Source organism: Ralstonia sp. RL (genome assembly GCF_001683835.1).
Taxonomy (GTDB): domain Bacteria; phylum Pseudomonadota; class Gammaproteobacteria; order Burkholderiales; family Burkholderiaceae; genus Ralstonia; species Ralstonia mannitolilytica.
Genome location: NZ_LWRX01000041.1, coordinates 23,335 through 45,194, shown reverse-complemented (window position 1 = coordinate 45,194; position 21,860 = coordinate 23,335). Strand labels below are relative to the sequence as shown.

At 66.4% G+C, this 21,860-nt stretch carries 21 protein-coding genes and 1 pseudogene; 12 read left to right on the top strand and 10 right to left on the bottom strand.

Annotation, left to right across the window (positions count from 1 at the left end):
- Positions 1–15: 15 nt before the first annotated feature.
- Both hslO and A6M56_RS04350 read right to left on the bottom strand, forming a co-directional pair.
- Positions 16–1,029, bottom strand: a complete 1,014-nt coding sequence (gene hslO, locus A6M56_RS04355) for an Hsp33 family molecular chaperone HslO (protein ID WP_102079623.1) — start codon at positions 1,027–1,029, stop codon at positions 16–18.
- Positions 1,026–1,553 (bottom strand): gamma carbonic anhydrase family protein, encoded by a 528-nt coding sequence (locus tag A6M56_RS04350; RefSeq protein WP_102079624.1) that lies wholly within the window; start codon positions 1,551–1,553, stop codon positions 1,026–1,028. The genes hslO and A6M56_RS04350 overlap by 4 nt, the downstream gene beginning before the upstream one ends.
- A gap of 114 nt (positions 1,554–1,667) precedes the next feature.
- On the opposite strand from A6M56_RS04350, the gene A6M56_RS04345 reads away from it, so the two are divergent.
- A complete protein-coding gene (locus A6M56_RS04345) occupies positions 1,668–2,498 on the top strand; it encodes a ferritin-like domain-containing protein (RefSeq protein WP_045786507.1) in 831 nt (276 codons plus the stop codon).
- A 79-nt stretch (positions 2,499–2,577) separates the two neighbouring features.
- Positions 2,578–3,495, top strand: coding sequence for an alpha/beta fold hydrolase (locus A6M56_RS04340; RefSeq protein WP_045786508.1), 918 nt, complete (start codon positions 2,578–2,580; stop codon positions 3,493–3,495).
- Between the two features lie 9 nt (positions 3,496–3,504).
- Here A6M56_RS04340 and A6M56_RS04335 read toward each other — a convergent pair.
- From A6M56_RS04335 to A6M56_RS04325, 3 genes and pseudogenes are all read right to left on the bottom strand, one after another.
- Positions 3,505–3,893: pseudogene (locus A6M56_RS04335) on the bottom strand (thiol-disulfide oxidoreductase DCC family protein).
- Complete coding sequence (locus tag A6M56_RS04330) at positions 3,890–4,432, bottom strand: DUF4166 domain-containing protein (protein WP_102079625.1); 543 nt, start codon at positions 4,430–4,432, stop codon at positions 3,890–3,892. Before A6M56_RS04330 ends, A6M56_RS04335 begins: the two are co-directional and overlap by 4 nt.
- Positions 4,429–5,508: an NAD(P)/FAD-dependent oxidoreductase gene (locus A6M56_RS04325; protein WP_102079626.1), complete on the bottom strand. Its 1,080-nt coding sequence runs from the start codon at positions 5,506–5,508 to the stop codon at positions 4,429–4,431. The genes A6M56_RS04330 and A6M56_RS04325 overlap by 4 nt, the downstream gene beginning before the upstream one ends.
- 148 nt (positions 5,509–5,656) lie before the next feature.
- Between A6M56_RS04325 and A6M56_RS04320 the strand changes: the two genes are divergently transcribed.
- The 8 genes from A6M56_RS04320 to A6M56_RS04285 all read left to right on the top strand — a co-directional run bounded on the left by A6M56_RS04320 (position 5,657) and on the right by A6M56_RS04285 (position 12,770).
- Positions 5,657–6,517 carry a 3',5'-nucleoside bisphosphate phosphatase gene (locus tag A6M56_RS04320; protein WP_045786512.1) on the top strand — a complete coding sequence of 287 codons (861 nt, stop codon included), beginning with the start codon at positions 5,657–5,659 and terminating at the stop codon, positions 6,515–6,517.
- A 13-nt stretch (positions 6,518–6,530) separates the two neighbouring features.
- Entirely contained in the window at positions 6,531–7,154 is a 624-nt protein-coding gene (locus A6M56_RS04315; protein WP_045786513.1) for an L-threonylcarbamoyladenylate synthase, read from the top strand.
- A 56-nt stretch (positions 7,155–7,210) separates the two neighbouring features.
- Positions 7,211–7,876: a site-2 protease family protein gene (locus A6M56_RS04310; RefSeq protein WP_045786514.1), complete on the top strand. Its 666-nt coding sequence runs from the start codon at positions 7,211–7,213 to the stop codon at positions 7,874–7,876.
- Positions 7,877–7,897: 21 nt separating this feature from the next.
- Entirely contained in the window at positions 7,898–9,100 is a 1,203-nt protein-coding gene (locus A6M56_RS04305; RefSeq protein ID WP_045786515.1) for a tryptophan--tRNA ligase, read from the top strand.
- Positions 9,101–9,110: 10 nt separating this feature from the next.
- Positions 9,111–9,677: a class I SAM-dependent methyltransferase gene (locus A6M56_RS04300; RefSeq protein WP_045786516.1), complete on the top strand. Its 567-nt coding sequence runs from the start codon at positions 9,111–9,113 to the stop codon at positions 9,675–9,677.
- Between the two features lie 118 nt (positions 9,678–9,795).
- Positions 9,796–10,680, top strand: coding sequence for a 4-hydroxy-tetrahydrodipicolinate synthase (gene dapA, locus A6M56_RS04295; RefSeq protein ID WP_045786517.1), 885 nt, complete (start codon positions 9,796–9,798; stop codon positions 10,678–10,680).
- Between the two features lie 61 nt (positions 10,681–10,741).
- On the top strand, positions 10,742–11,950 hold the full coding sequence (gene bamC / locus A6M56_RS04290; protein WP_102079627.1) for an NlpB/DapX family lipoprotein: 1,209 nt from the start codon (positions 10,742–10,744) through the stop codon (positions 11,948–11,950).
- 34 nt (positions 11,951–11,984) lie between these two features.
- Entirely contained in the window at positions 11,985–12,770 is a 786-nt protein-coding gene (locus tag A6M56_RS04285) for an MBL fold metallo-hydrolase (protein WP_062739259.1), read from the top strand.
- A 133-nt stretch (positions 12,771–12,903) separates the two neighbouring features.
- Here the strand turns inward: A6M56_RS04285 and A6M56_RS04280 are convergent, their stop codons facing one another.
- Both A6M56_RS04280 and A6M56_RS04275 read right to left on the bottom strand, forming a co-directional pair.
- Complete coding sequence (locus A6M56_RS04280) at positions 12,904–13,152, bottom strand: hypothetical protein (RefSeq protein ID WP_045786520.1); 249 nt, start codon at positions 13,150–13,152, stop codon at positions 12,904–12,906.
- Between the two features lie 227 nt (positions 13,153–13,379).
- Positions 13,380–14,621 (bottom strand): ribosomal protein uL16 3-hydroxylase, encoded by a 1,242-nt coding sequence (locus A6M56_RS04275; protein WP_102079628.1) that lies wholly within the window; start codon positions 14,619–14,621, stop codon positions 13,380–13,382.
- Positions 14,622–14,632: 11 nt separating this feature from the next.
- Between A6M56_RS04275 and A6M56_RS04270 the strand changes: the two genes are divergently transcribed.
- Positions 14,633–15,160 carry an FKBP-type peptidyl-prolyl cis-trans isomerase gene (locus A6M56_RS04270; RefSeq protein ID WP_045786522.1) on the top strand — a complete coding sequence of 176 codons (528 nt, stop codon included), beginning with the start codon at positions 14,633–14,635 and terminating at the stop codon, positions 15,158–15,160.
- Between the two features lie 45 nt (positions 15,161–15,205).
- Here the strand turns inward: A6M56_RS04270 and A6M56_RS04265 are convergent, their stop codons facing one another.
- Complete coding sequence (locus A6M56_RS04265; protein ID WP_238587595.1) at positions 15,206–16,195, bottom strand: metallophosphoesterase family protein; 990 nt, start codon at positions 16,193–16,195, stop codon at positions 15,206–15,208.
- 53 nt (positions 16,196–16,248) lie between these two features.
- Positions 16,249–18,897: a DNA mismatch repair protein MutS gene (gene mutS, locus A6M56_RS04260; protein ID WP_102079629.1), complete on the bottom strand. Its 2,649-nt coding sequence runs from the start codon at positions 18,895–18,897 to the stop codon at positions 16,249–16,251.
- Between the two features lie 266 nt (positions 18,898–19,163).
- On the opposite strand from mutS, the gene A6M56_RS04255 reads away from it, so the two are divergent.
- Complete coding sequence (locus A6M56_RS04255; protein ID WP_102079630.1) at positions 19,164–21,008, top strand: methyl-accepting chemotaxis protein; 1,845 nt, start codon at positions 19,164–19,166, stop codon at positions 21,006–21,008.
- Here A6M56_RS04255 and A6M56_RS04250 read toward each other — a convergent pair.
- Complete coding sequence (locus A6M56_RS04250) at positions 21,005–21,706, bottom strand: MOSC domain-containing protein (RefSeq protein ID WP_045786526.1); 702 nt, start codon at positions 21,704–21,706, stop codon at positions 21,005–21,007. The two genes, A6M56_RS04255 and A6M56_RS04250, sit on opposite strands and share 4 nt — an antisense overlap.
- Between the last annotated feature and the right edge of the window lie 154 nt (positions 21,707–21,860).

Below are 21,860 nucleotides of genomic sequence, written 5' to 3'. Positions count from 1 at the left end.
ACTATGTCGCCGCGCTCAGTGGCGCTGGTCCGGCGCGCCCTGAATACCTTGTGCGACAGTGTCCTGCGCGAAGAGCTGTGCACAATCCACCGCATCGAAGCTGTAGTGCTGACCGCAGAATTCACAGTCGATCTCGACCTTGCCGCGCTCTTGCAGGATGCTGTCGATTTCGGGCTGGCCCAGCGTGCGCAGCATCGCACCCACGCGCAGACGCGAGCACGAGCAACGGAAGTGCGGTGCCTGCGGCTCGAACATGCGGATGCCGGCGGCCTCGAGCTCTTCCCAGTACAGGCGCTTGATCAGCGTGTCGATCGGCTGCTCGAGCAGCTCTTCGCGGCGCAGCGTCTTGCCGAGCTGGCAGACGCGCTCCCACGTGTCGAGGTCCTGCTCGGGCGCGTTTTCATGGAGCGGCTGGCCGGTCTCGCCCACCTGCGCGGGTTCGCGATCGGGGCGCCCCTCCATGGCGCCTCCGTACGAGGGCAGGCGCTGCAGCAGCATGCCGGAGGCCACCTTCTCGTCGGCGGCAAGCCACAGGCGCGTGTCGAGCTGCTCAGACGTCTGCATGTAGTGCTCGAGCACCTCGGTCATGCTGGCGAGCGCCCCGTTCTCATCCGACAGCGGTACGATGCCCTGGTACGGCTGCTGGCCCGGCAGCTTGTCTTGCGGATCGAGCGTGATGGCGAAGCGGCCATGACCCTGCACGTTCACCATCGATGCCAGCGTGGCGTCTTCGGCGATCTCGGCGCCTTCGACGATCTTGGCGGTAGCGCGCATCGACAGGTCGGAGTTGCACTCCACGACGAGCATGCGCACTGGGCCATCGCCGTGCAGCTGCATGACCAGCGCGCCATTGAACTTCAGGTTGGCTGACAGCAGCGCGGCGGCGGCCATCATTTCGCCCAGCAACGTCTGCACCGCAGCGGGATAGCGGCGGCGGCGCAGCACCTCTTGCCAGGTCGCTTCCAGGCGCACCAGTTCACCGCGCACGGGCGCGGCGTCGAATACAAATTTCTTGAGCTCGTCAGTCATCCATCGATCCGTTTCAGTTGCTGCTTGTACATCGCCTGGCGCACCGCGTACGTTTCCGTATTCAGGTGCATCTTCGCGATGTCGTCTTCCGTCAGTTTGCGCACGGCCTTCGCGGGCGCGCCCAGGATCAGCGTGCCGTCTTCGAAGACCTTGCCTTCGGTGACGATCGCGCCGGCGCCCACCAGGCAGTTCTTGCCGATCACCGCCCGATTGAGCACCACCGCCTGGATGCCGATCAGCGAGCCTTCGCCGATCGTGCAGCCGTGCAGCATGGCCTGATGGCCGATCGTCACGCGGTCGCCGATGTTCAGCGGGCAGCCCGGGTCGGTGTGCAGCACGGCGCTTTCCTGCACGTTGCTGGCCTCGCCTACGGTGATCGGCTCGTTGTCGCCACGGATGACCGCGCCCGGCCACACGCTGGCGCGCGCCTTGAGCTCCACGCGGCCGATCACGGTCGCTTCGGGGGCCACGTAGGCGTTGTCGTCGATGGTCGGGGCAATGTCGCCGAGTTGGTAGAGGGCCATGCGATCGGTCTCCAGAATCTGCGTAGATGGGGGAATGGCGCGCGTCTTCAAGCCGGCCCCGCGGCCGCCGCGACACGTCGACTTAAAATGGCGGAAAGTCCGAATTGTACGCTGATGACCGCCCTCCAGACGCCCGCCGATTCGTTGCGCCACGCCGCTCTGGCCGCCTTGTGCCTCACCGATCCTGTCAGCAAGGTCGACGCCACGTTGCGCCTCGGCGAGCGCGCGAAGAGCGCGGACGACGCCAGTTGGCGCATCGATGCCGTCATTACGGCGCCTGCGGGAAGCGTGCCCGGTCGGCCGTGCGCGCCGGTCCTGGTGCCGCCCGCTGAAGTGCCGCGTCGCCGTGCGATCGATACGCCGCATGGCCGAGCCGTGCTGCTGCACGCGCTCGCCCATATCGAATTCAACGCGATCAATCTCGCGCTCGACGCCGTGTGGCGTTTTGCCGGCATGCCGGTTGCGTTCTACCAGGATTGGACGCGCGTGGCCGCTGAGGAGGCGACGCACTTTTCGCTGTTGTCGGCACATTTGGCCACGCTCGATTGCCGCTATGGCGACCATCCCGCCCACGACGGGCTGTGGCAGATGACCGAGAAGACTGCCGCCGACCCGCTCGCGCGCATGGCCCTGGTGCCGCGCACGCTGGAGGCGCGGGGCCTCGATGCCTCGCCGCCCATTCGCGCCAAGCTTGCAGCCGTGGGGGACATGGCTGCAGCCGGCATCCTCGACATCATCCTGCGCGACGAAATCGGCCACGTGGCCGTTGGTAACCGCTGGTACCGCTGGCTGTGCGAGCGGGCGGGGCTCGACCCCGTGTCGACCTATCGCCAACTGGCCGAGCAATACGGGGCACCGCGCCTGCGCGGGCCGTTCAACCTCGACGCCCGCCGTCAGGCCGGTTTCGACGACGACGAAATCGCGGCGCTCGAAGCGTCGTTCTAAGCGCCACGGGCGGAGCGGCCCGCCGCTATAATCGCCGGAAAAAGAACGATCGTTCGATTTCTATTCGGTGACGGAAACCATGGACTCCTCCACGCAGCCGGCAGTGCGCCAAGCCTCCCGCTCCACTTACCTGCCGGTTCGCGGCCTGCGCTACCACATTCGCGAGTGGGGTGAGCCGGGCGCGCCGATCCTGTTTCTCTTCCACGGGTGGATGGACGTGTCGGCATCGTTCCAGTTTCTCGTGGATGCCTTGCGCGAGCGCTGGCACATCGTGGCGCCCGATTGGCGCGGCTACGGGCTGACGGCGCGGCCGACCGAGGCGCCTGGCGTGGAGTGCTACTGGTTTGCCGACTACCTGGCCGATCTCGAGGCCATCGCCGACCACTACCAGCCCGAAGGCCAATTGACTCTGGTGGGGCACAGCATGGGCGCCAACGTGGTCTGCCTGTATGCGGGCATCCGGCCGGAGCGCGTGCGGCGCGTGGTCGATCTCGAGGGTTTCGGCATGGCCGCGTCAAAGCCGTCCCAGGCACCGCGCCGCTATGCGCGCTGGCTCGACGAGCTCAAGGACAAACCGAGCCTGAGCACTTACGCCACCGAGGGCGATGTCGCCGCGCGCCTGCAGAAAACCAATCCGCGCCTGCCGGCCGACAAGGCAGCGTTCCTGGCGCGGCACTGGTCGCGCCAGAACGCCGACGGCCGCTGGGAAATCCTCGGCGATCCGGCGCACAAGATCGTCAACCCGCAGCTGTATCGGCTGGATGAAGTGATGGAAGTCTGGCGACGCGTGACCGCGCCCGTGCTGCATGTCGAAGCCGTCGACTCGCCCACGCTCAAGGCCATTGCGGGCGACGTGCCGCTGCCCGAGTTCAAGGCGCGCTTTGCCGCATTTCCCGATTTTCGTGAGGTACTGATCGCCGATGCGGGGCACATGCTGCATCACGACCAGCCCGAGCAGGTGGCCGCGCTGATCGAGGAATTCTGCCGGCAGCCCTGAGGGCGCGGTTCAAGCGAGAAACCGGTGGGCCGCGTCCGGTGGCGGCAGGATGCAGGTAGCCGAACGTCCAAACCACCGATAGCGGTTGCGTGCGGCCCAGCGGTAAAGCGCGTCGCGCAGGGTCACCGGAATGAACCAGCCCATCCATGCCAGGCGCCATGGCCAACCGAGCACACGTGCGATACGTAGTACCGCAGCACTGTCACGCCACGCACGGCCCTCTCGCACGAACAGCATCGTATCGACGTCGTCCGCCTTCACGCCGGCCTGTGCGAGCAGTTGCCGGCCCGTATCGCCTTGCATGGACGCGAAGCGCAGCAGGCGGCGTCGATCATGCCGCAGCAGAAACTGGATTGCCCCGCTGCATAGCCACAGTGCGCGTCATAGACGACGATCATGCCAGCTCCAGCGTCGTCAGGTCCAGGTAGCCGCGATACGCCGCAACGAGGCCGAGCAGCGGCACGCTGGCGCGCACGTGGAAGTGCAAGCGCTCGCCGTTGCCCGTTTCCTCGGCGAGCACGGTGGGCCGCAGCCATGCGGGGCACGGGATACCGAGAAAGCGCAAGGCTTCCAGGCGCATCCGCAAGAGACCGTCCTGCGCTTCCAGCGCAAAGAACAGGTGCACCGCGCCGAGCCGCTCCATGACGCGCCCTCGATGCAGCGTCAACGTCGAGCGCATCGTGTGCCGCGGAAAATGACGCGTCCAGGTTTCCTCACGGGCCGTAGCGTGGAGCGCGAAGTGGATCGGGCCCTGCGTCGGCATGCGTGGCGTGCGGATGCACCACGCGAGCCAGCGCGCGGCACGGGAGTCGGGCGGTTCGGTTTCAACTTCTCCGTGCAGGCGCACTCGGCCCGCCATGCGGTGGAACGACTGGACCGCCGGCGCCAGCTGCGCGTACTGCGTGCCCAGCACGGTTTCGTAAAGCGAGGTGGTCATCCTGCCGTCGCCACATGCAGCTTCGTTTGCAGCCCGGTGTCGTTGCTCGAGTGCGTATGTACGAGCGTCTTATCGGGATACGCATAGCGGTAGGCCCGGCGCAGCGCCATCGCGACTTCATGAAAGCCGGAGAGGATCAGCTTCTGCTTGTTCGGATACAGGGCGATATCGCCGGCTGCAAATACCCCGGGCCGCGAGGTTTCGTACGCGGTGGTTTCCACGACGATGCGCCCTGCGCGCATTTCCACGCCCCAGTTGACGATCGGCCCCGGCTCAGACACCAGGCCGTACAGGGCGACCAGTTCATCGCACGGCAGGACGGTCTCGCCGTCGCGTCCGCGGATGGCCACGCCGGTGAGCGTGCCGTCGGGGGTGCTGTCCAGGCGGGAAAGCATGCCGAGCACGAAATCCATCTCGCCGGCGGCCACGGCAGCGCGCATCTCGGCCACGGTGGCATCTGCCGCGCGAAAGCCTTCGCGCCGGTGCACGAGCGTCACGCGCGCCGCGACCTTGCGCAATGCCAGCGCCCAGTCCAGCGCCGAGTCTCCGCCGCCCGCAATGACGACGCGCTTGCCCGCGAAGCGTGCCGTGTCGCGCACGGCGTAGTGCAGGTGGCGGCCTTCCAGGGCGGCGGCCTCGGGCAAGGCCACGCGCTGCGGGGTAAAAGCGCCGTTGCCTGCGGTGATGAGCACGGCCGCGCAGAGGAACGCATCACCGGCGCTCGTGGTGACGCGAAAGCGCCGTCCGTGCTCGTCTTCGAGTGTTTCGACGGCTTCGGCGCGGCGGCCGCACAGGATCGGATAGTTGAACGGCGCGCACTGCGCCATGAGGCGGTCGACAAGTTCCTGCGCGGTGCACGACACCAGCGCGGGGATGTCGTAGATGGGTTTTTCAGGGTAGAGCTCGGTGCACTGACCGCCAGGGCGGTCCAGGGCGTCCACCAGCACGCACGACAACCCGAGCACACCCGCCTGGAATGCTGCGAACAGGCCCACGGGGCCCGCGCCGACGACGAGCACGTCGATACGCTGTTCCACTGGGGAGGTCGAGTCGGTGGGGCGGGCGGCGGAAGTCATGGCAAGCACGTGGATAAAGCGATGCGGCCACTATAGCGCGCAGCCAGCGGCGCGCCGCGAACACCGGCACGGGCAGTCGGGTCTTCCCAAGCGCGCGCGGCGGCAGGGTACCCGCCCCGATCTCGCGCCGCAGCAGTAAAATGGCGGAATGTCGAATCTCTCCGCCGCCTCCGCCCGCAACGCCGACCTGCACTGTCATTCCACAGTGTCCGACGGCGCGCTTTTGCCGCACGAAGTGGCCGCGCGCGCCGCCGCCCACGGTGTGACGCTTTGGGCGCTGACCGACCACGATGAGGTGGGAGGCCAGGCCGCCGCGCGTGAAGCCGCGACGTCGCTCGGCATGGCGTATCTGGCCGGTGTGGAGATCTCCGTCACGTGGGCGGGGCGCACGCTGCATATCGTTGGTCTGGGCATCGACCCGGAGAACGCCGCACTGGTGCAAGGCCTGGAACGCACGCGCTCGGGCCGCTGCGCGCGCGCCGAAGACATCGCTGCAGCGCTCGCCAAGCTTGGTATCGAGGGGGCCTACGAAGGCGCGCTGCGCCATGCCGGCAATCCGGACATGGTCTCGCGCACGCACTTCGCACGCTTCCTGGTCGAGCAAGGCCATTGCCGCGACATTTCCGAGGTGTTCGAGCGCTACCTCGGCGATGGCAAGCCGGGCTATGTGCCTCACCGGTGGGCGCGTCTGGCAGAAGCCATCGGCTGGATCAAGGGCGCCGGTGGCGTCGCGGTGATGGCGCACCCGGGGCGCTACAGTCTGTCGCTCGTCGAACACAACGCGCTGTTCGATGAGTTCAAGGAACTGGGCGGCGAGGGCGTCGAGGTGGTGACCGGCAGCCACACGCCTGACCAATACGCGCTGTACGCAGACGTCGCACGCCGCTACGGGCTGCTGGCCTCGCGAGGCTCGGACTTCCACGGCCCGGGAGAGGGGCGTGTCGAGCTCGGCGGGCTGCCGCCGCTGCCCGACAACCTCACGCCGGTCTGGCACCGGTGGATGAGTTGAGCGCCGGCCGAGCATGTCCCAGTTTTTCCAGATTCACCCCGTCACGCCGCAAGGCCGGCTCATCCGCCAGGCAGCCGAGATCATCCGCGCCGGCGGCCTGGTCGCTCTGCCGACCGATTCATGCTACGCGCTCGCCTGCCACCTGGACGACAAGGCCGCGGTGGAGCGCCTGCGCCGCGTGCGCGGCATCGACGAAAAGCACCACCTGACGCTGATGTGCCGCGACCTCTCCGAGCTGGCCACGTTTGCGCGCGTCGACAACAAGCAATACCGCGTGCTGAAGGCGGCCACGCCGGGGCCGTTCGTGTTCCTGCTCGAAGCGACCAAGGAAGTGCCGCGCCGGCTATCGCATCCGTCGCGCAAGACAATCGGCCTGCGTGTGCCGGAGCACCCGATTCCGCTGGCATTGATGACCGAGCTGGGCGAGCCGCTGCTCTCGGCCACGCTGCAGCTGCCTGGTGACGACGTGCCGCTGAACGAAGCGGAAGCCATTCGCGCGCGGCTGGAGAAGCAGTTGGAACTCGTCATCGATGGCGGGCCGGCTCCGGCGGAGCCCACCACCGTCATCGACCTGACCAGCGGCGAGCCGGAACTCGTTCGCAAGGGCCGCGGCGATGCGGCCCGCGTTGGCCTGTAGTCGATGCCATACCTGGCCGGCGTGCTGTGGCGCGCGCTTGCTACAATAGCCGGCTTATGGACCCCACGCTGATCCAGAACATCGCGGTTTACGCGATCCCCGTCCTGCTTGCCATCACGCTGCATGAGGCCGCGCATGGTTACGTTGCCAAGCATTTCGGCGACGACACCGCCTTTGTCATGGGCCGCATCAGTCTCAACCCGCTGCGGCATGTCGACCCGATCGGCACCGTTGCGATGCCGCTGCTGCTGTATTTCGCCACGAGCGGCGCGTTCGTGTTCGGTTATGCGAAGCCTGTGCCGGTGCGTTTCGATCGCCTGCGTGATCCGCGCTGGAACGGCATGTGGGTGGCGTTGGCCGGGCCCGCCACCAACTTCGTCCAGGCGATTCTCTGGGGCGTGCTGGCGGTGGCGCTCGTCGTAGGTGGCGTCACCGAGCCGTTCCTGACTGGCATGGCCCGCGCCGGTATCCTCGTCAACATGGTGATGGCGGCGTTCAACATGTTTCCGCTGCCGCCGCTCGACGGCGGGCGCGTGCTCGCTGCGCTGCTGCCGCCGCGCGCGGCGATGGTGCTGGCCCGCATCGAGCCGTTCGGCTTTTTTATCGTGATGGCGCTGATCCTGTCGAACGTCATCACCAATGTCTGGATGCGCCCGATCATGGCGCTGCTGCTTCAATTGCTGCAGTGGATTCTGAGCCCGCTGCAGATGCTGTTTTCCTGAGTCTTCAACTCCATTCCCCACATGTTTCCTGAACGCGTTCTCTCTGGCATGCGTCCGACCGGTGCCCTGCACCTGGGCCACTACCACGGCGTGCTGAAAAACTGGGTCCGGCTGCAGGCCGAATACCCGTGCTTCTTCTTCGTCGCCGACTGGCATGCGCTGACCACGCACTACGAGTCGCCCGAGGTGATCGAGGAATCTGTGTGGGAAATGCTGATCGACTGGCTGGCCGCCGGCGTCGATCCGACGCAGGCCACGCTGTTCATCCAGAGCCGTGTGCCCGAGCACGCCGAACTGTTCCTGCTGCTCTCGATGGGCACGCCGCTGGGCTGGCTCGAACGCGTGCCGACGTACAAGGATCAGATCGAGAAGCTCAAGGAGAAGGACCTCTCCACGTACGGCTTCCTCGGCTACCCGTTGCTGCAGGCAGCCGACATCCTGATCTACCGCGCCGGCTTCGTGCCGGTGGGCGAAGACCAGGTGCCGCACGTCGAGATGACACGCGAAGTCGCCCGCCGCTTCAACTACCTGTACGGCCGCGAGCCCGGCTTCGAAGAGAAGGCGCTCGAAGCCGCCAAGAAACTCGGCGGCAAGCGCGCGAAGCTGTATCTGGAACTGCGCACCGCCTACCAGGAGCGCGGCGAAGACGAAGCCCTGGAGCAGGCCCGCGCATTGCTGGCTGAATCCCAGAGCCTCTCGATGGGCGACCGCGAACGCCTGTTCGGCTACCTAGAAGGCGCCCGCAAGATCATCCTGCCCGAGCCGCAGGTGCTGCTGACCGAGGCCTCGCGCATGCCCGGTCTTGATGGCCAGAAGATGTCGAAGTCGTACGGCAACACGATCCGCATGCGCGAGGACAAGGAATCCGTCGAGAAGAAGGTCCGCACCATGCCGACCGATCCGGCCCGCGTGCGCCGCACCGACCCGGGCGACCCGGACAAGTGCCCCGTGTGGCAGTTGCACCAGGTCTATTCCGATGCGGACACCAAGGAATGGGTGCAGAAGGGCTGCCGCAGCGCCGGCATCGGTTGTCTGGAGTGCAAGCAGCCGGTGATCGAAGGCATCCTGCGCGAGCAGCAGCCGATGCTCGAGCGTGCCCAGAAGTACATGGACGACCCGTCGTTGCTGCGCGCCATCATCGCTGACGGCTGCGACAACGCGCGCAAGGTCACGCAGGAGACCATGCGCGAGGTGCGCGAGGCGATGGGCCTGGCCTACAGCTGATACGCCGCAGATGCTGCCAGTCGTGACCGACCTGCACACGCTTGCCGCGCCGTCGCCCTGGGTGGTGCGATGGGCGGCCGGGTTGCCGGCCGGTGCATCGGTGCTGGATGTTGCCTGCGGCAGCGGCCGGCATGTCCGGTGGCTGGCCGCCCGCGCTCTGCGCGTGACGGGCATCGACCGGGATGCAACGGCGCTCTCCGGGCTTTCCGGCGTCGCCACGACGCTCGTTGCCGATATCGAGGGTGGCCCCTGGCCGTTGTCAGCCGGTGCGGTGTTCGACGCCGTCGTCGTCACGAACTATCTGCACCGGCCGTTGTGGCCGCAACTGCTCGCGGCCGTCGCCCCGGGCGGACGCCTTATCTATGAAACGTTCGCCGTCGGAAACGAAACCGTGGGCAAGCCGTCCAATCCGGCATTCCTGCTGGCGCCGGGGGAGCTGCTCGACGCCGTACGGGGCCGGCTGCGCGTGATTGCCTACGAAGACGGGTTTGTCGCGTCGCCAAAAAACGCTTATGTACAGCGCATTTGCGCGGTGCGCGAGCCTGGCGGCGTGACGGCCGTGCGCTACGCACTTTGAACTTGCTGAGGGCAGGGCCTTACCCGTCTCCTGACGGGTCTCAGATGTGGCGAATCCGTTCTGACGATCCGGTACAATCCGACTGTTTACGTTCACGCTTTTGTCTGCTTTCGAAACCATGACCCAGATTTCCGGCAGTCTCGTCGCCATCGTCACGCCCATGCACGAGGACGGCAGCCTTGATTTCCCGTCGTTGCGCAAGTTGATCGACTGGCACATCGCCGAGGGCACCGACGGCATCGTGATCGTCGGCACGAGTGGTGAATCGCCGACCGTGTCGGTGGAAGAGCACCGTGAGCTGATCCGGGTGGCGGTCGAGCAGGCGAACAAGCGTATCCCGATCATTGCCGGCACCGGCGGCAACTCCACCACCGAGGCCGTCGAGCTGACGGCCTACGCGAAGCAGGTGGGCGCCGATGCCTCCCTGCAGGTCGTGCCGTACTACAACAAGCCGACGCAGGAAGGCATGTATTTGCACTTCCGCAAGGTGGCCGAGTCGGTCGATCTGCCGGTCATTCTGTACAACGTGCCGGGCCGCACCGTGGCCGATATGACGGTCGAAACGATGCTGCGCCTGGCCGAAGTGCCGGGCATCATCGGCGTGAAGGAAGCGACCGGCAACATCGACCGCGCCGCGCAACTCATCAAGGGCGCGCCGACCTCGTTCAAGATTTACAGCGGGGATGATCCGACCGCCATCGCGCTGATGCTGCTGGGCGGTCACGGCAACATTTCGGTGACGGCCAATGTGGCGCCGCGCGCCATGCACGAACTGTGCGCCGCTGCCATGCGCGGCGACGTGGAAACGGCTCGCCGCATCCACATGCAGCTGCTGTCGGTGCACAAGAACCTGTTTGTCGAATCGAACCCGATTCCTGTCAAGTGGGCGCTCCAGGCCATGGGCAAGATGGAAGGTGGCATCCGCCTGCCGTTGACGCCGCTGGCACCCCAGTATCACGAGGTGGTACGCGCATCCCTCAAGGATGCAGGACTGCTCTCCTGATGTTTCAAGGCCCAGTCTGGGCACTTAAGGCCATCGTTCTCATCCGAAGGATCGCAAGTCAATGAAACTGCACCAAACCCGTCGCGGGGCTGTGGCGACGTCTGCTCACCTGTTGCTGGCCGCGCTGTCGGTTGCCATGATTTCCGGTTGCGATACCGTCAATGAGGTGATGCAGCCGGACCGCATCGACTACAAATCGCAGGCCAAGAAGGGGCCGACGCTCGAAGTCCCGCCCGACCTGACCAGCATCCAGTCAGATCGCCGCTACGCCGCACCGGACACGGGCACGACTACGCTGTCGGCCTACACGTCGACGGCACCGAAGGTGACGGCGCCGGGCTCGGGTGCCGACAACGTGCTCCCCTCCGTGTCCGACATGCGCATCGAGCGCGACGGCAACCAGCGCTGGCTCGTCGTGAAGACCACGCCCGACGCCCTCTGGCCGCAGCTGCGCACGTTCTGGCAAGAACTCGGTTTTCTGCTGGTGATTGATTCGCCCGAGACCGGCATCATGGAAACCGACTGGGCCGAGAACCGCGCGAAGATTCCGCAGGACATCATCCGTCGCACCGTTGGCAAGGTGTTCGACGGCCTGTACTCGACGGGCGAGCGCGACAAGTTCCGCACCCGCATCGAGAAAGGCCCGAACGGCACGGTCGAGGTCTACATCTCGCACCGCGGCGCGCAAGAACAGCTGGTCGGCTCGGCCAAGGACCAGACCGTGTGGACGCCGCGTCCTGCCGATCCCGAGCTGGAGGCCGAATTCCTCTCGCGCCTGATGCAGCGACTGGGCGCAAGCAAGGAAGCCGCGCAGCAGAAGCTCGCGCAGACGCAGGCCGCGCATCCGGTGGAACAGGGTGCGAAGGCGACCGAGGGCGTCCAGGCTGCGCGCACCGCAGGCCCGTCGCTGCTGACGCAATCGAATGGCCAGCCCGCTCTGCAGGTGCCGGAACCCTTCGACCGCGCCTGGCGCACCGTGGGCTTGGCGCTCGACCGCGTGAACTTCACCGTGGATGACCGCGACCGCTCGCAAGGCGTGTACTTCGTCCGCTACGCCGACACCAAGGCGGAAGCGAATGCGCCGGGCTTCTTCTCTCGCCTGTTCTCGGGCACGAAGATCGAAGACCTCAAGCGTGCCAAGCGCTATCGCGTGGTGGTCAAGGACGGCGGCAATTCATCGACCGTGACCGTGCAGAACGACGACGGCTCGGCGCAGACGGGCGACATCGGCAAGCGCATCCTGTCGCTGCTCGACGAACAACTGCGCTGATCGGCATCATGCAGTACAGCTGCCTGGGTGGGCGATGACACTGAGATTCGCCAGCCTCGGCAGCGGCAGCGAGGGGAATGCGCTGCTGGTCGAATCCAGCGATGGCACGACCTGCACGCGCATCCTGCTCGACTGCGGCTTTGGTATCCGCGAAACCGTGCGCCGGCTCGAACGGCTCGGTTGCACGGCGGAATCCCTCAACGCCATTCTCGTCACCCACGAGCATAGCGACCACGTCGGCAGCGCGTATGCGTTCGCCGCCAAGTTCGATATCCCTGTCTGGACCAGCCACGGTACGTATCGCGCGACCGAGAAACTGCGCGGTGCCGATCGTGCAGCCGTGCGGTTCTGTCGTGCCGACGACGTCTTCGGCATCGGCGATCTGCAGATCCTGCCGTACACGGTGCCGCACGATGCGCGCGAGCCACTGCAGTTCGTCTTCAGCGATGGTGCGCGGCGTCTGGGCGTGCTGACCGATGCTGGCATGTCGACCGAGTACCTGTGTTCGCATCTGGAAGGCATGCACGCACTTGTGCTCGAATGCAATCATGATCGTGAGATGCTCGAGAACTCGCCCTACCCGTGGTCACTGAAGCGCCGTATCGGTGGGGATTTCGGTCACCTGGCGAACGACATTGCCGCGGCGATCCTGACCCGCGTACACCATGCCGCGCTGCATACGGTTGTGGCGGCACATCTGTCCAGGCAGAACAACACGCCGCAGCTCGCCGCCGAGGCCATAGCGGTCCCGTTGGGTATCGGGGTGGAGGCGGTGCCTATTGCGGACCAGGAAGAGGGCTTGCCATGGCACAGCGTTTGAGCGCGTCGCTGGCAGCCTTGTAAGAATCAGAAACAACTTTGATTGGCGGTCGGGCAGGGCGGTGTTTGCCCGGTCATGCGCCCATGAAAAAAGCCGACCCGAGGTCGGCTTTTTTGTCTCGCGAGAAACGCGATTATTGCTTGGCGGCCGGGGCCGAAGCGTCGGCAGCCGGAGCCGAGGCAGCAGCGTCCGAAGCGGCCGGAGCAGCTGCGGCATCCGAAGCAGCCGGAGCAGCAGCGGCGGGAGCCGAGGCTTCCGGAGCAGCGGCGGCCGGAGCCGAAGCTTCAGGAGCAGCTGCCGGAGCAGCAGCTTCTTCCTTCTTACCGCAAGCAGCCAGAGCCACAGCAGCCATCAGCGAGGCGATCAGGAGAGACTTTTTCATTTTTTCGATCCTTAAACTGAATATGGAAAGCGAACAACAGAAAGGGCGATGAATAATTACCGGTAATTATCGCTCTGGTACGACACCTTCTTCTGCGCTGGCAGCCAGAGTGCACAAGAGCTGCTTGGCTGCAAGCTAGCGTCGGATTATAGCGGCCTTTACCTACCCTGTGTAGCTGAGTGGGGCGGGACGCACGCTCGATTCCGCCACTTTTGTAACGATGTGTTTCAGCCGCGGAATGAACGCCGGGCTGGGTCTGCAAGTCTGAGCCAGCCTTCCTCGTACCACGCGTGCAGGGTGTCCATGAGGTCCGGCAGATCAGCCGCCGCATCCACCGACGCAGCGCTTGCACCGCGGGCATCTGCCAACGCGGCAAGCCACGCAAGCAGCGTACCCGGAGGCTCGAACGTATCGCCGTTGATCCAGAACCGCTGGCTGTCGTACAACGCCTGCGTGCGAGCGTCGAGGACGATGCCTTCCTTGCGCGCGCGGGCGGCAAAGCGGGCAAGCGGCAAGCGGGGTTGCGTGACGAACTCCACGTGATCCTTCGGCTCGGTGAGATACGCCCCCAGGAACTCGCCGACCAGCTCGGGCGTCCAGCGCAGCGCATTGAGCTTTTGCGCGAGCGCCTTGACCATGGCGGCGGGCAGCTCGCCCGGGCGGTCCGTGGGCTTCTGGTCCGGATCGGCGTAGCGGCCGTCGAATTTCGGATCGTCCTCGAGCGTCTGCGAGAGGAAGCCCAGGAAGTGGCCCGCCAGCTCGCGATACGACGGCGAGCGGAAGCCGATCGAGTACGTCATGCAGTCGCCTTCTGCCACGCCGTCGTGGGCGTAGTGCGGAGGCAGGTACAGCATGTCGCCCGGCTCCAGCACGAACTCTTCCTCCGGCTGGAAGTTCGCGAGGATCTTCAGCGGCAGATCGGGCACGAGGGACAGGTCGTCCTGGGCCGAAATGCGCCAGCGGCGCTTGCCATGCGCCTGCAGCAGGAACACATCGTACGAATCGAAATGCGGGCCGACGCCGCCGCCGTCGGTGGCAAAGCTGATCATCACATCGTCGAGCCGCGCATCCGGGATGAAACGAAAGCGCCGCATCAGTGCTTCGACCGCGGGCTCCACGAGGTTCACGCCTTGCACCAGCACCGACCAGTTGCGCGTCTTGCGTGAGGGCAGCGGGCGCTCGTCGAATGGGCCGTGATTGAACGACCACCGCCCGCGGGATTGCGCGATCAGCCGGGATTCCACATCCGGGCGCTGCGCCAGGGCCAGCAGCCGCTCGGGCGAGAGCGGAAAGTGCAGTGAGCGCATCTCTTCGGCGGAGAGCGCCTGGCGGATCAGCAGTGGCTTTTTCTGCCAGTGCGTGCGCATGAAATCGCGTGGCGACAGGCCGCCGAGCAGCCGTGCCGGGTGCGCTGCGGCCAGGGCAGGTTGGACGCCGCCATCCGCAGCGTATAATGGGACTTCGTTCATGGAGTGCGCAATTGAAAATCGCGAAGAATACGGTGGTGTCGGTGGCTTACAAACTGTCCGACGCGCAGGGCAACGTCATCGAGGAATCCGATGAGCCGATGGTGTATTTGCACGGCGGCTATGATGGCACGTTCCCCAAGATCGAGGAAGCGCTGGACGGCCATGAGCAAGGCTTCGAGACCAAGCTGCAGCTCGAGCCGGACGATGCGTTCGGCGAATACGATCAGGAGCTGATCAAGATCGAGCCGCGTGACCGTTTTCCCGAGCCCCTCGAGGTTGGCATGCAGTTCGAGGGCGTGCCCGAAGACGGAGACGAGGAAGACGCCATTGTCTACACCGTCACCGATGTGGCGGAAGACAAGGTCGTGCTCGACGGTAATCATCCGCTCGCAGGCATGGCGCTGCGCTTCGAGCTGAAGGTGACCGATGTGCGCGAGGCCACGGCGGAAGAGATCGAGCACGGCCACGTGCACGGTGACCACGGCCTGGAAGTCGTCGACGAAGACGAAGACGACGACAAGCCGCACACGCTGCACTGATCGTCATCGGTCCGATACGAGAACGGGAGCTTCGGCTCCCGTTTTCTATTGCGCGGTCTGCGACGGCGGCGCGCCCTCGACGCGGCGTCCGCGCACGTGGAAGAGCGGTGTCCGGCCCGGCGTGACGGACACCTCCAGCCACTGGTCAAGCACCGGGGAGCCGTAAGTCCGCGCGCGCATGACGTGCGGATCGGGCCGGCCTTCATCGTCCTTGAGTGGGCGATCGAGCAGCAGCGTCTGGCTGGCCCCATGGATGATGAGTACCGCGCCGTCATAGTCGCGCGTGAGCGTGCGCAGTTGGCGCTTGAGCGCGAGATATCCGTCGTGCGAGCGCCGCAGCAGGCCATCCAGCAGGTTCGGAGCACGGCGATGTTCCCAGCCGTCTTCGAACAGCGGATCGGCTTGCATCATGATCACGATGCCTTCCATCTTGCGCTGGTGCGCCAGCGAGAACGCACGGGCCAGCCATTGCCGATTCGCTTCGAGCCGGTCTTCGTATTCGCCGTTCCGGCCGCCGGCCGTCTTGTAGTTGTTGTTGTCGCCCGGCACGTTGAGGGTGACGAACAGCACACGGTCGACGATCCATCGGGCGTTCTCGCGGTAGCTGCGAAACTTGGCCTGATCGGACTGGCGCATGACGGCCATCGTGCGCTGGCCGAGCGCGTTGTCGTCGGGGTAGAACAGCTCGCGCAGGCGCAGCAGACGTTCGAGCGGGTCAAAGCGGCCGGCGGCAGCGCGCTGGCAATCGCTCCAATCGTGGTCGCCCGGAATATAGACGACGGGCGAAATCAGGCTGTCGAGCAGTTCGTGGCGCGCTTCGAGGAGCTCGTCCGCGCATGATTCATCACGGCCCTTGAGGTTGCCCAGGTGCACGACGAAGGCCGGGTGCTCGGCATCGACGGCGTCAAGCAAGGCGCGCGCGGGCGCAACGTCTTCCGGGCGTTCCGGCACGTTGCCGATGACGGCAAAGCTGAACCCGCCCGGCGCTTTTGCTTGCCTGCCGGGCGCGGCCTGAACCGGCGCCCAAAGCAGCATGACTGCCGCCAGGGCAGCGCCGATGCAGCGACGAAGAGCCGGGCGGGGCTGCATCATCCGGCCCCAGATCCGGCGAGCGCCTTGAGCCGGTACAGCGCATCGAGCGCCTCGCGCGGCGTCATGTCGTCAGGGTCGAGGCCGGCGAGTGCTTCGGCCAGGGCAGTGTCGGGCGCCTCGGTGGATGCCGCGTCGTCTTCATCGTCCGGGCACTCGGCGAGGGCGAACAGATCCAGTTGCGGGGTGGCGCCCGTGTCGGCCGAATGCTGCTCGAGCCAGGCCAGCCGCTTGCGCGCCGCGCGGATGACCGCCTGCGGCACGCCAGCCAGCTGCGCAACCTGCAGACCGTAGCTCTGGCTGGCCGGTCCTTCCTGCACCGCATGCAGGAAGACGATGCCATCGCCATGTTCCACCGCCGACAGGTGGACGTTGGCCGCCTGGGCAAACTCCTGCGGCAGTTGCGTCAGCTCGAAGTAGTGCGTCGCGAACAGCGTGTGACTGCGATTGTGCGACAGCAGATGTCGCGCAATCGCCCATGCGAGCGCCAGGCCGTCGAACGTGCTGGTGCCGCGGCCGATCTCGTCCATCAGCACCAGGCTGTTGGGCGTCGCGCGGTGCAGGATGGCGGCCGCTTCGGTCATCTCCACCATGAAGGTCGAGCGCCCCCCGGCGAGGTCGTCTGCGGCGCCGATGCGCGTGAAGATGCGGTCGATCGGACCGATGGTGGCCGCTTCGGCCGGCACGAAGGCGCCCACGTAGGCGAGCAGCACGACCAGCGCGGTTTGCCGCATGAAGGTCGATTTACCGCCCATGTTCGGGCCGGTAATCAGCAGCAGCTTGCGCGTGTCCTGCAGCACACAGTCGTTTGCGACGAACTGTTCGACCTGCTGCTCGACCACGGGATGGCGGGCGCGCGTGAGTTCGATGCCCGGAACATCCGTGAGCGTCGGACGGGACCACGACAACGCGTGCGCCCGTTCGGCCAGCGTGGCCAGCACGTCGGCCTGCGCCAGCGCCGCGGCAATGCGCTTGAACTCGGCCAGGTGCGGCAGCAGCTTCTGGAGCAGCTCTTCGTAGAGCAGCTTCTCACGCGAGAGCGCGCGGTCCTGCGCGGAGAGGGCCTTGTCTTCAAACGCCTTCAGCTCGGGCGTGATGTAGCGCTCGGCATTCTTGAGCGTCTGGCGGCGGCGGTAGTCGTCGGGCACCTTGTCGGCCTGGCCGTTGGTGACTTCGATGTAGAAGCCGTGCACGCGGTTGTATTCGACACGCAGGTTCGCGATGCCGGTGCGCTCGCGCTCGCGGGCTTCCAAGTCGACGAGGAACTGGCCGCAGTTTTCGGAGATGTCGCGCAACTCGTCCAGGTCGGCGTCGTAGCCGCGTGCGATGACGCCACCGTCGCGCACCATCGCGGCCGGTTCGGCCATCACGGCGCGCTGGAGCAGCGCATGGGCGTCTTCGGGCACGGCCAGGGCGGCGCGCAATTCCGCTAGCAGCGGGGCGGCATCGCTTTGCGGCAGTGCTTCGCGAATCTCGGGCAGGCGGGCAAGCGTATCGCGCAGCGAAGACAGGTCGCGCGGGCGCGCAGAGAGCAGCGCCAGCCGCCCGGTGATGCGCTCCACGTCCGACAGCGTGCGCAGCGTCGCACGCAGCGTCCGCCAGTCGCTGCCGAGCAGCACCTCGATGGCCTGCTGGCGCGCCTGCGGCACCGCCCGTTCGCGCAGCGGGTGATGCAGCCAGTGCCGCAGCAGGCGGCTGCCCATGCTGGTCGAGCAGGTATCGAGCAGTGAGAACAGCGTGGGTGACTCCTGCCCACGCAACGTCTCCGTCAGCTCCAGGTTGCGGCGCGTGGCGGTGTCCAGGCCGATGAACTCGCTTTCGTGCTCGACCGTCAGGCCGATGACATGGCGCAGCGACTGGCCCTGCGTGGCCGCCGCGTAGTTCAGCAGCGCACCGGCGGCGGCGAGCGCGGCGGTCAACGTTTCCGCACCGAACGCGACGAGGCTGGTCACGCCCAGCTGCTCGCGCAGGCGGCGCGCGCCGGCGTCCACGTCGAAGTGCCAGTCGGGCAGGCGCGTGCGGGCGGCGTCGTACTGGATGGTGTTGAGCGTGGCGTCATCGGCCAGCACTTCAGCGGGGCGGATGCGTTCGAGCTCGCGTTCGAGCTGGTCGGGGCTGCACTCCATCACGCGCAGCTCGCCGCCGACGAGGTTCAGCCATGCCAGGCCTATCAGCGGCGCGGCACCGCGCTTGCCCGGCACGTGCGCAATGGCGAGCAGGTGGTTGTTGACCTTGTCGGAGAGCAACGCCGCATCCGTCAGTGTGCCGGGCGTGACGACGCGTACGACCTTGCGCTCGACCGGGCCCTTGGTGGTGGCCGGGTCGCCGATCTGTTCGCAGATGGCAACCGACTCGCCGAGCTTGACCAGCTTGGCCAGGTACTGCTCGACAGCGTGGAACGGCACGCCGGCCATGCGGATCGGCATGCCGTTGGAGCTGCCGCGCGCGGTGAGCGTGATATCGAGCAGGCGGGCGGCTTTTTCGGCGTCTTCAAAGAAGAGCTCGTAGAAGTCGCCCATGCGGTAGAAGACCAGCGTGTTCGGGTGCCCAGCCTTCAGACGCAGGTACTGCTGCATCATCGGGGTGTGCTTGTCGAAGGGGCCGTATTTCGGGTCGATCTCCAGAGCCGGAGCGGGGTGTTCAGCCATGCGGTGCAAATAAAGACGGAGGCGCGGCGTGCGATCGGGCGGTCGCGCGCCGGGGGTTGAATCTGGAATCGCGCAATTGTTGCACAGGTGGGCGACGGGCTTTTGCAGCGTGCCGGACGCGTCATCGCTCACCTGCGGGTGGGGCCGCTCGCGCCGGAATCGCTCAAGAACTGCGCCAGCCGTGCCGTTAGTCCTTCTGGAACCCTCAACCCATGGAAGAGCCCGCCCGCACATGCCGCGCGTGCTCCGTATCCGGAGAGTCTGGAATGAACAAGCTCAGCTTCCGCCAAAAGCTTTGGCTGCCGCTGGTATTCAGCCTGATCGCGCTGACGCTGATCTCGGTATTCAACGCCTGGCAGGCACGCGCGATCCGCATGGAAGAGCGCAAGAACAACCTGGTGAGCGTCACCACGCAGGCCGTCAACCTCGTCAAGCAGTACGACGACCTGGCACGTGCCGGCACCCTGACCAAGGACGAGGCACAGAAGCAGGCGCTGGAGCGCTTCAAGGCGCTGCGCTATGACAAGGACGGCTACTTCACGATCACGAACTCGCAGGAAGTGGTGGTCATGCACCCGGTGGCGGCCAACCTGATCGGGCAGAAGCGCAGCGATTTCAAGGATTCGCAGGGCAACGCGATCTACGTCGACATGACCAACGCGGCCAAGCAGCCGGATGGCGGCTTCACGCGTTACGTGTGGCCGCGCGTGGGCGGCACGGAACCGGTGCCGAAGCTCGCCTACGTGCTGCGGTATGAACCGTGGGACTGGATCGTTTCGACCGGCGCGTACATCGACGACATCAATGCGGCCTTCATGCGCTCGCTGTATCAGACCGGCGGCCTGCTGGCGGCGGTGGCCGTGGTGCTGGTGCTGCTGGCGGGCGTGGCCAACCGCAGCCTGCAGCGCACCCTGGGCGGCGATCCCGCTTATGCCGCAGACGTGGCCAACCGCATTGCAGCGGGCGACCTGACCGTGGAAATCGCCACGCGTCCGGATGACCAGCACAGCCTCCTTTACGCCATGAGCCGCATGCGCGGCGCGCTGGTGCAGACCATCGGGCGCATCAAGGGCGCGTCGGAAACCATCGGCACGGCCACGCGCGAGATTGCCAGCGGCAACCTGGATCTGTCTTCGCGCACCGAGCAGCAGGCCAGTTCGCTCGAAGAAACCGCGTCGGCCATGGAAGAGCTGATGTCGACCGTGCAACAGAACGCCGACAACGCGCAGCAAGCCAACCAGCTCGCCGCGTCGGCCTCCGACGTGGCGTTGCGCGGTGGCGAGGTGGTGACGCGCGTGGTGGAGACGATGGGCTCGATCAACGCCTCGTCGCGCAAGATCGTCGACATCATCGGAGTGATCGATGGCATTGCGTTCCAGACCAACATCCTCGCATTGAACGCCGCTGTGGAAGCGGCGCGCGCGGGCGAGCAGGGCCGCGGCTTTGCCGTGGTGGCCGGCGAGGTGCGCAGCCTCGCCCAGCGCAGCGCGGCAGCGGCCAAGGAGATCAAGGCGCTCATCGACGATTCGGTCGGCAACGTGGAGGCTGGCAGCGCGCTGGTGGAAGAAGCCGGCACGACCATGCGTGAAATCGTTGCGAGCGTGAAGCGCGTGACCGATATCGTGGGCGAGATCACGGCCGCGAGCCAGGAGCAGCGCTCCGGCATTGAAGAAGTCAGCCACGCGGTCACGCAGCTCGATGACGCCACGCAACAGAACGCAGCATTGGTCGAGCAGGCCGCGGCGGCCGCGCAGTCGCTCGAAGAACAGGCGGCGAGCCTCACGCAGATCGTCGCGCAGTTCCGCCTGAATGCAGACGCCCTGCGTGCGGCACCGCTGGCGCCAGCGAAGGCCGAACCGATGGCCGTCGCGCCCGCAGCGGCACCGGCCGTTCAGGATGGGTCGAAGACGCAACGCGAACCGGCCAAACCGAGCGCCGAGGCTGCCAAGGCCCGGCTCACTCCGCGCAAGGCGCCCGTGCTGCGCAAGGCAGCCGACAAGCCGGTCGCCGCGTCGGCAGACAAACCGGCGCCGCCGGTGGTGCCGGCCAGTCTCACCAAGGCGAAGCCCCTGGTCGCCGCCGGAGACGATTCCGACTGGGAAACGTTCTAACCGGCCGCTGGGCCATCGATCCGCTTGGCCCAGCTCTCGACTTCGCCGCGCGCGAGTCGGCCTTCCACCAGCTTGCGCCACGATGGCGTGAGCGGTAGCGCCAGCATGTCGGTCAACGCAGCATGGTCGAGCATGTTGCGATAGAGCACGTCCAGCACCCGCGCCAGCGGCCACTGCGGCCACGGGCGCTCGAGCCATTCCAGGGTGTCGCCCGCGCGCAGCGTGCCGCCTTCCAGCACGCGGTAGTACCAGCCGGTGCGGCCGGTGTGCTGCACGCGGCGCGCCATGTCGCGCGTGTCGAAACGGTCGTTGAGCTTCCAGCACGGCTGGCGCAGCTGCGAGACCTCCAGCACCACGTTGCCGGCGCGCAGCCGGTCTCCCACGCAGACGTCGGCCTCGGTCACACCCATCGTGCTGAAGTTTTCGCCAAAGGCGCCGGCTTGCGCCAGCAGCGGCCGGGCCCCCAGGTCTGCCTGCCAAGCCGCGTAATGATCGAATGGGTAATGGTGGATCGCCTTGTCCGGGCCACCGTGCACGCGCAGGTCGCCTTGCTCATCGCCGGTGATGCCGTTGATGCCTATCTGCACGGCATCGGCTACCGGGCGTTTGTCGATGGCGCTGCGCGAGCCGGGGCGGGTGTAGTCGACGGCGCGGCCGATGAGGAGGGTCTCGATGCGGATGGGGCGGGGCAGCGTCATGCGGCCTCCGCGCGGTCGGCCCGGCAGGTCATCGCTTTGCCGGTGTGTTGCGAGGCACGGGTTGCCCCAGTGTGGGCGTGGCCCGGCTTTCGTCGATGTGGCTGCAATAGGCCGATGGGCTCCGACGGAACGTGGCGCAGGTCGAGGACAGTGT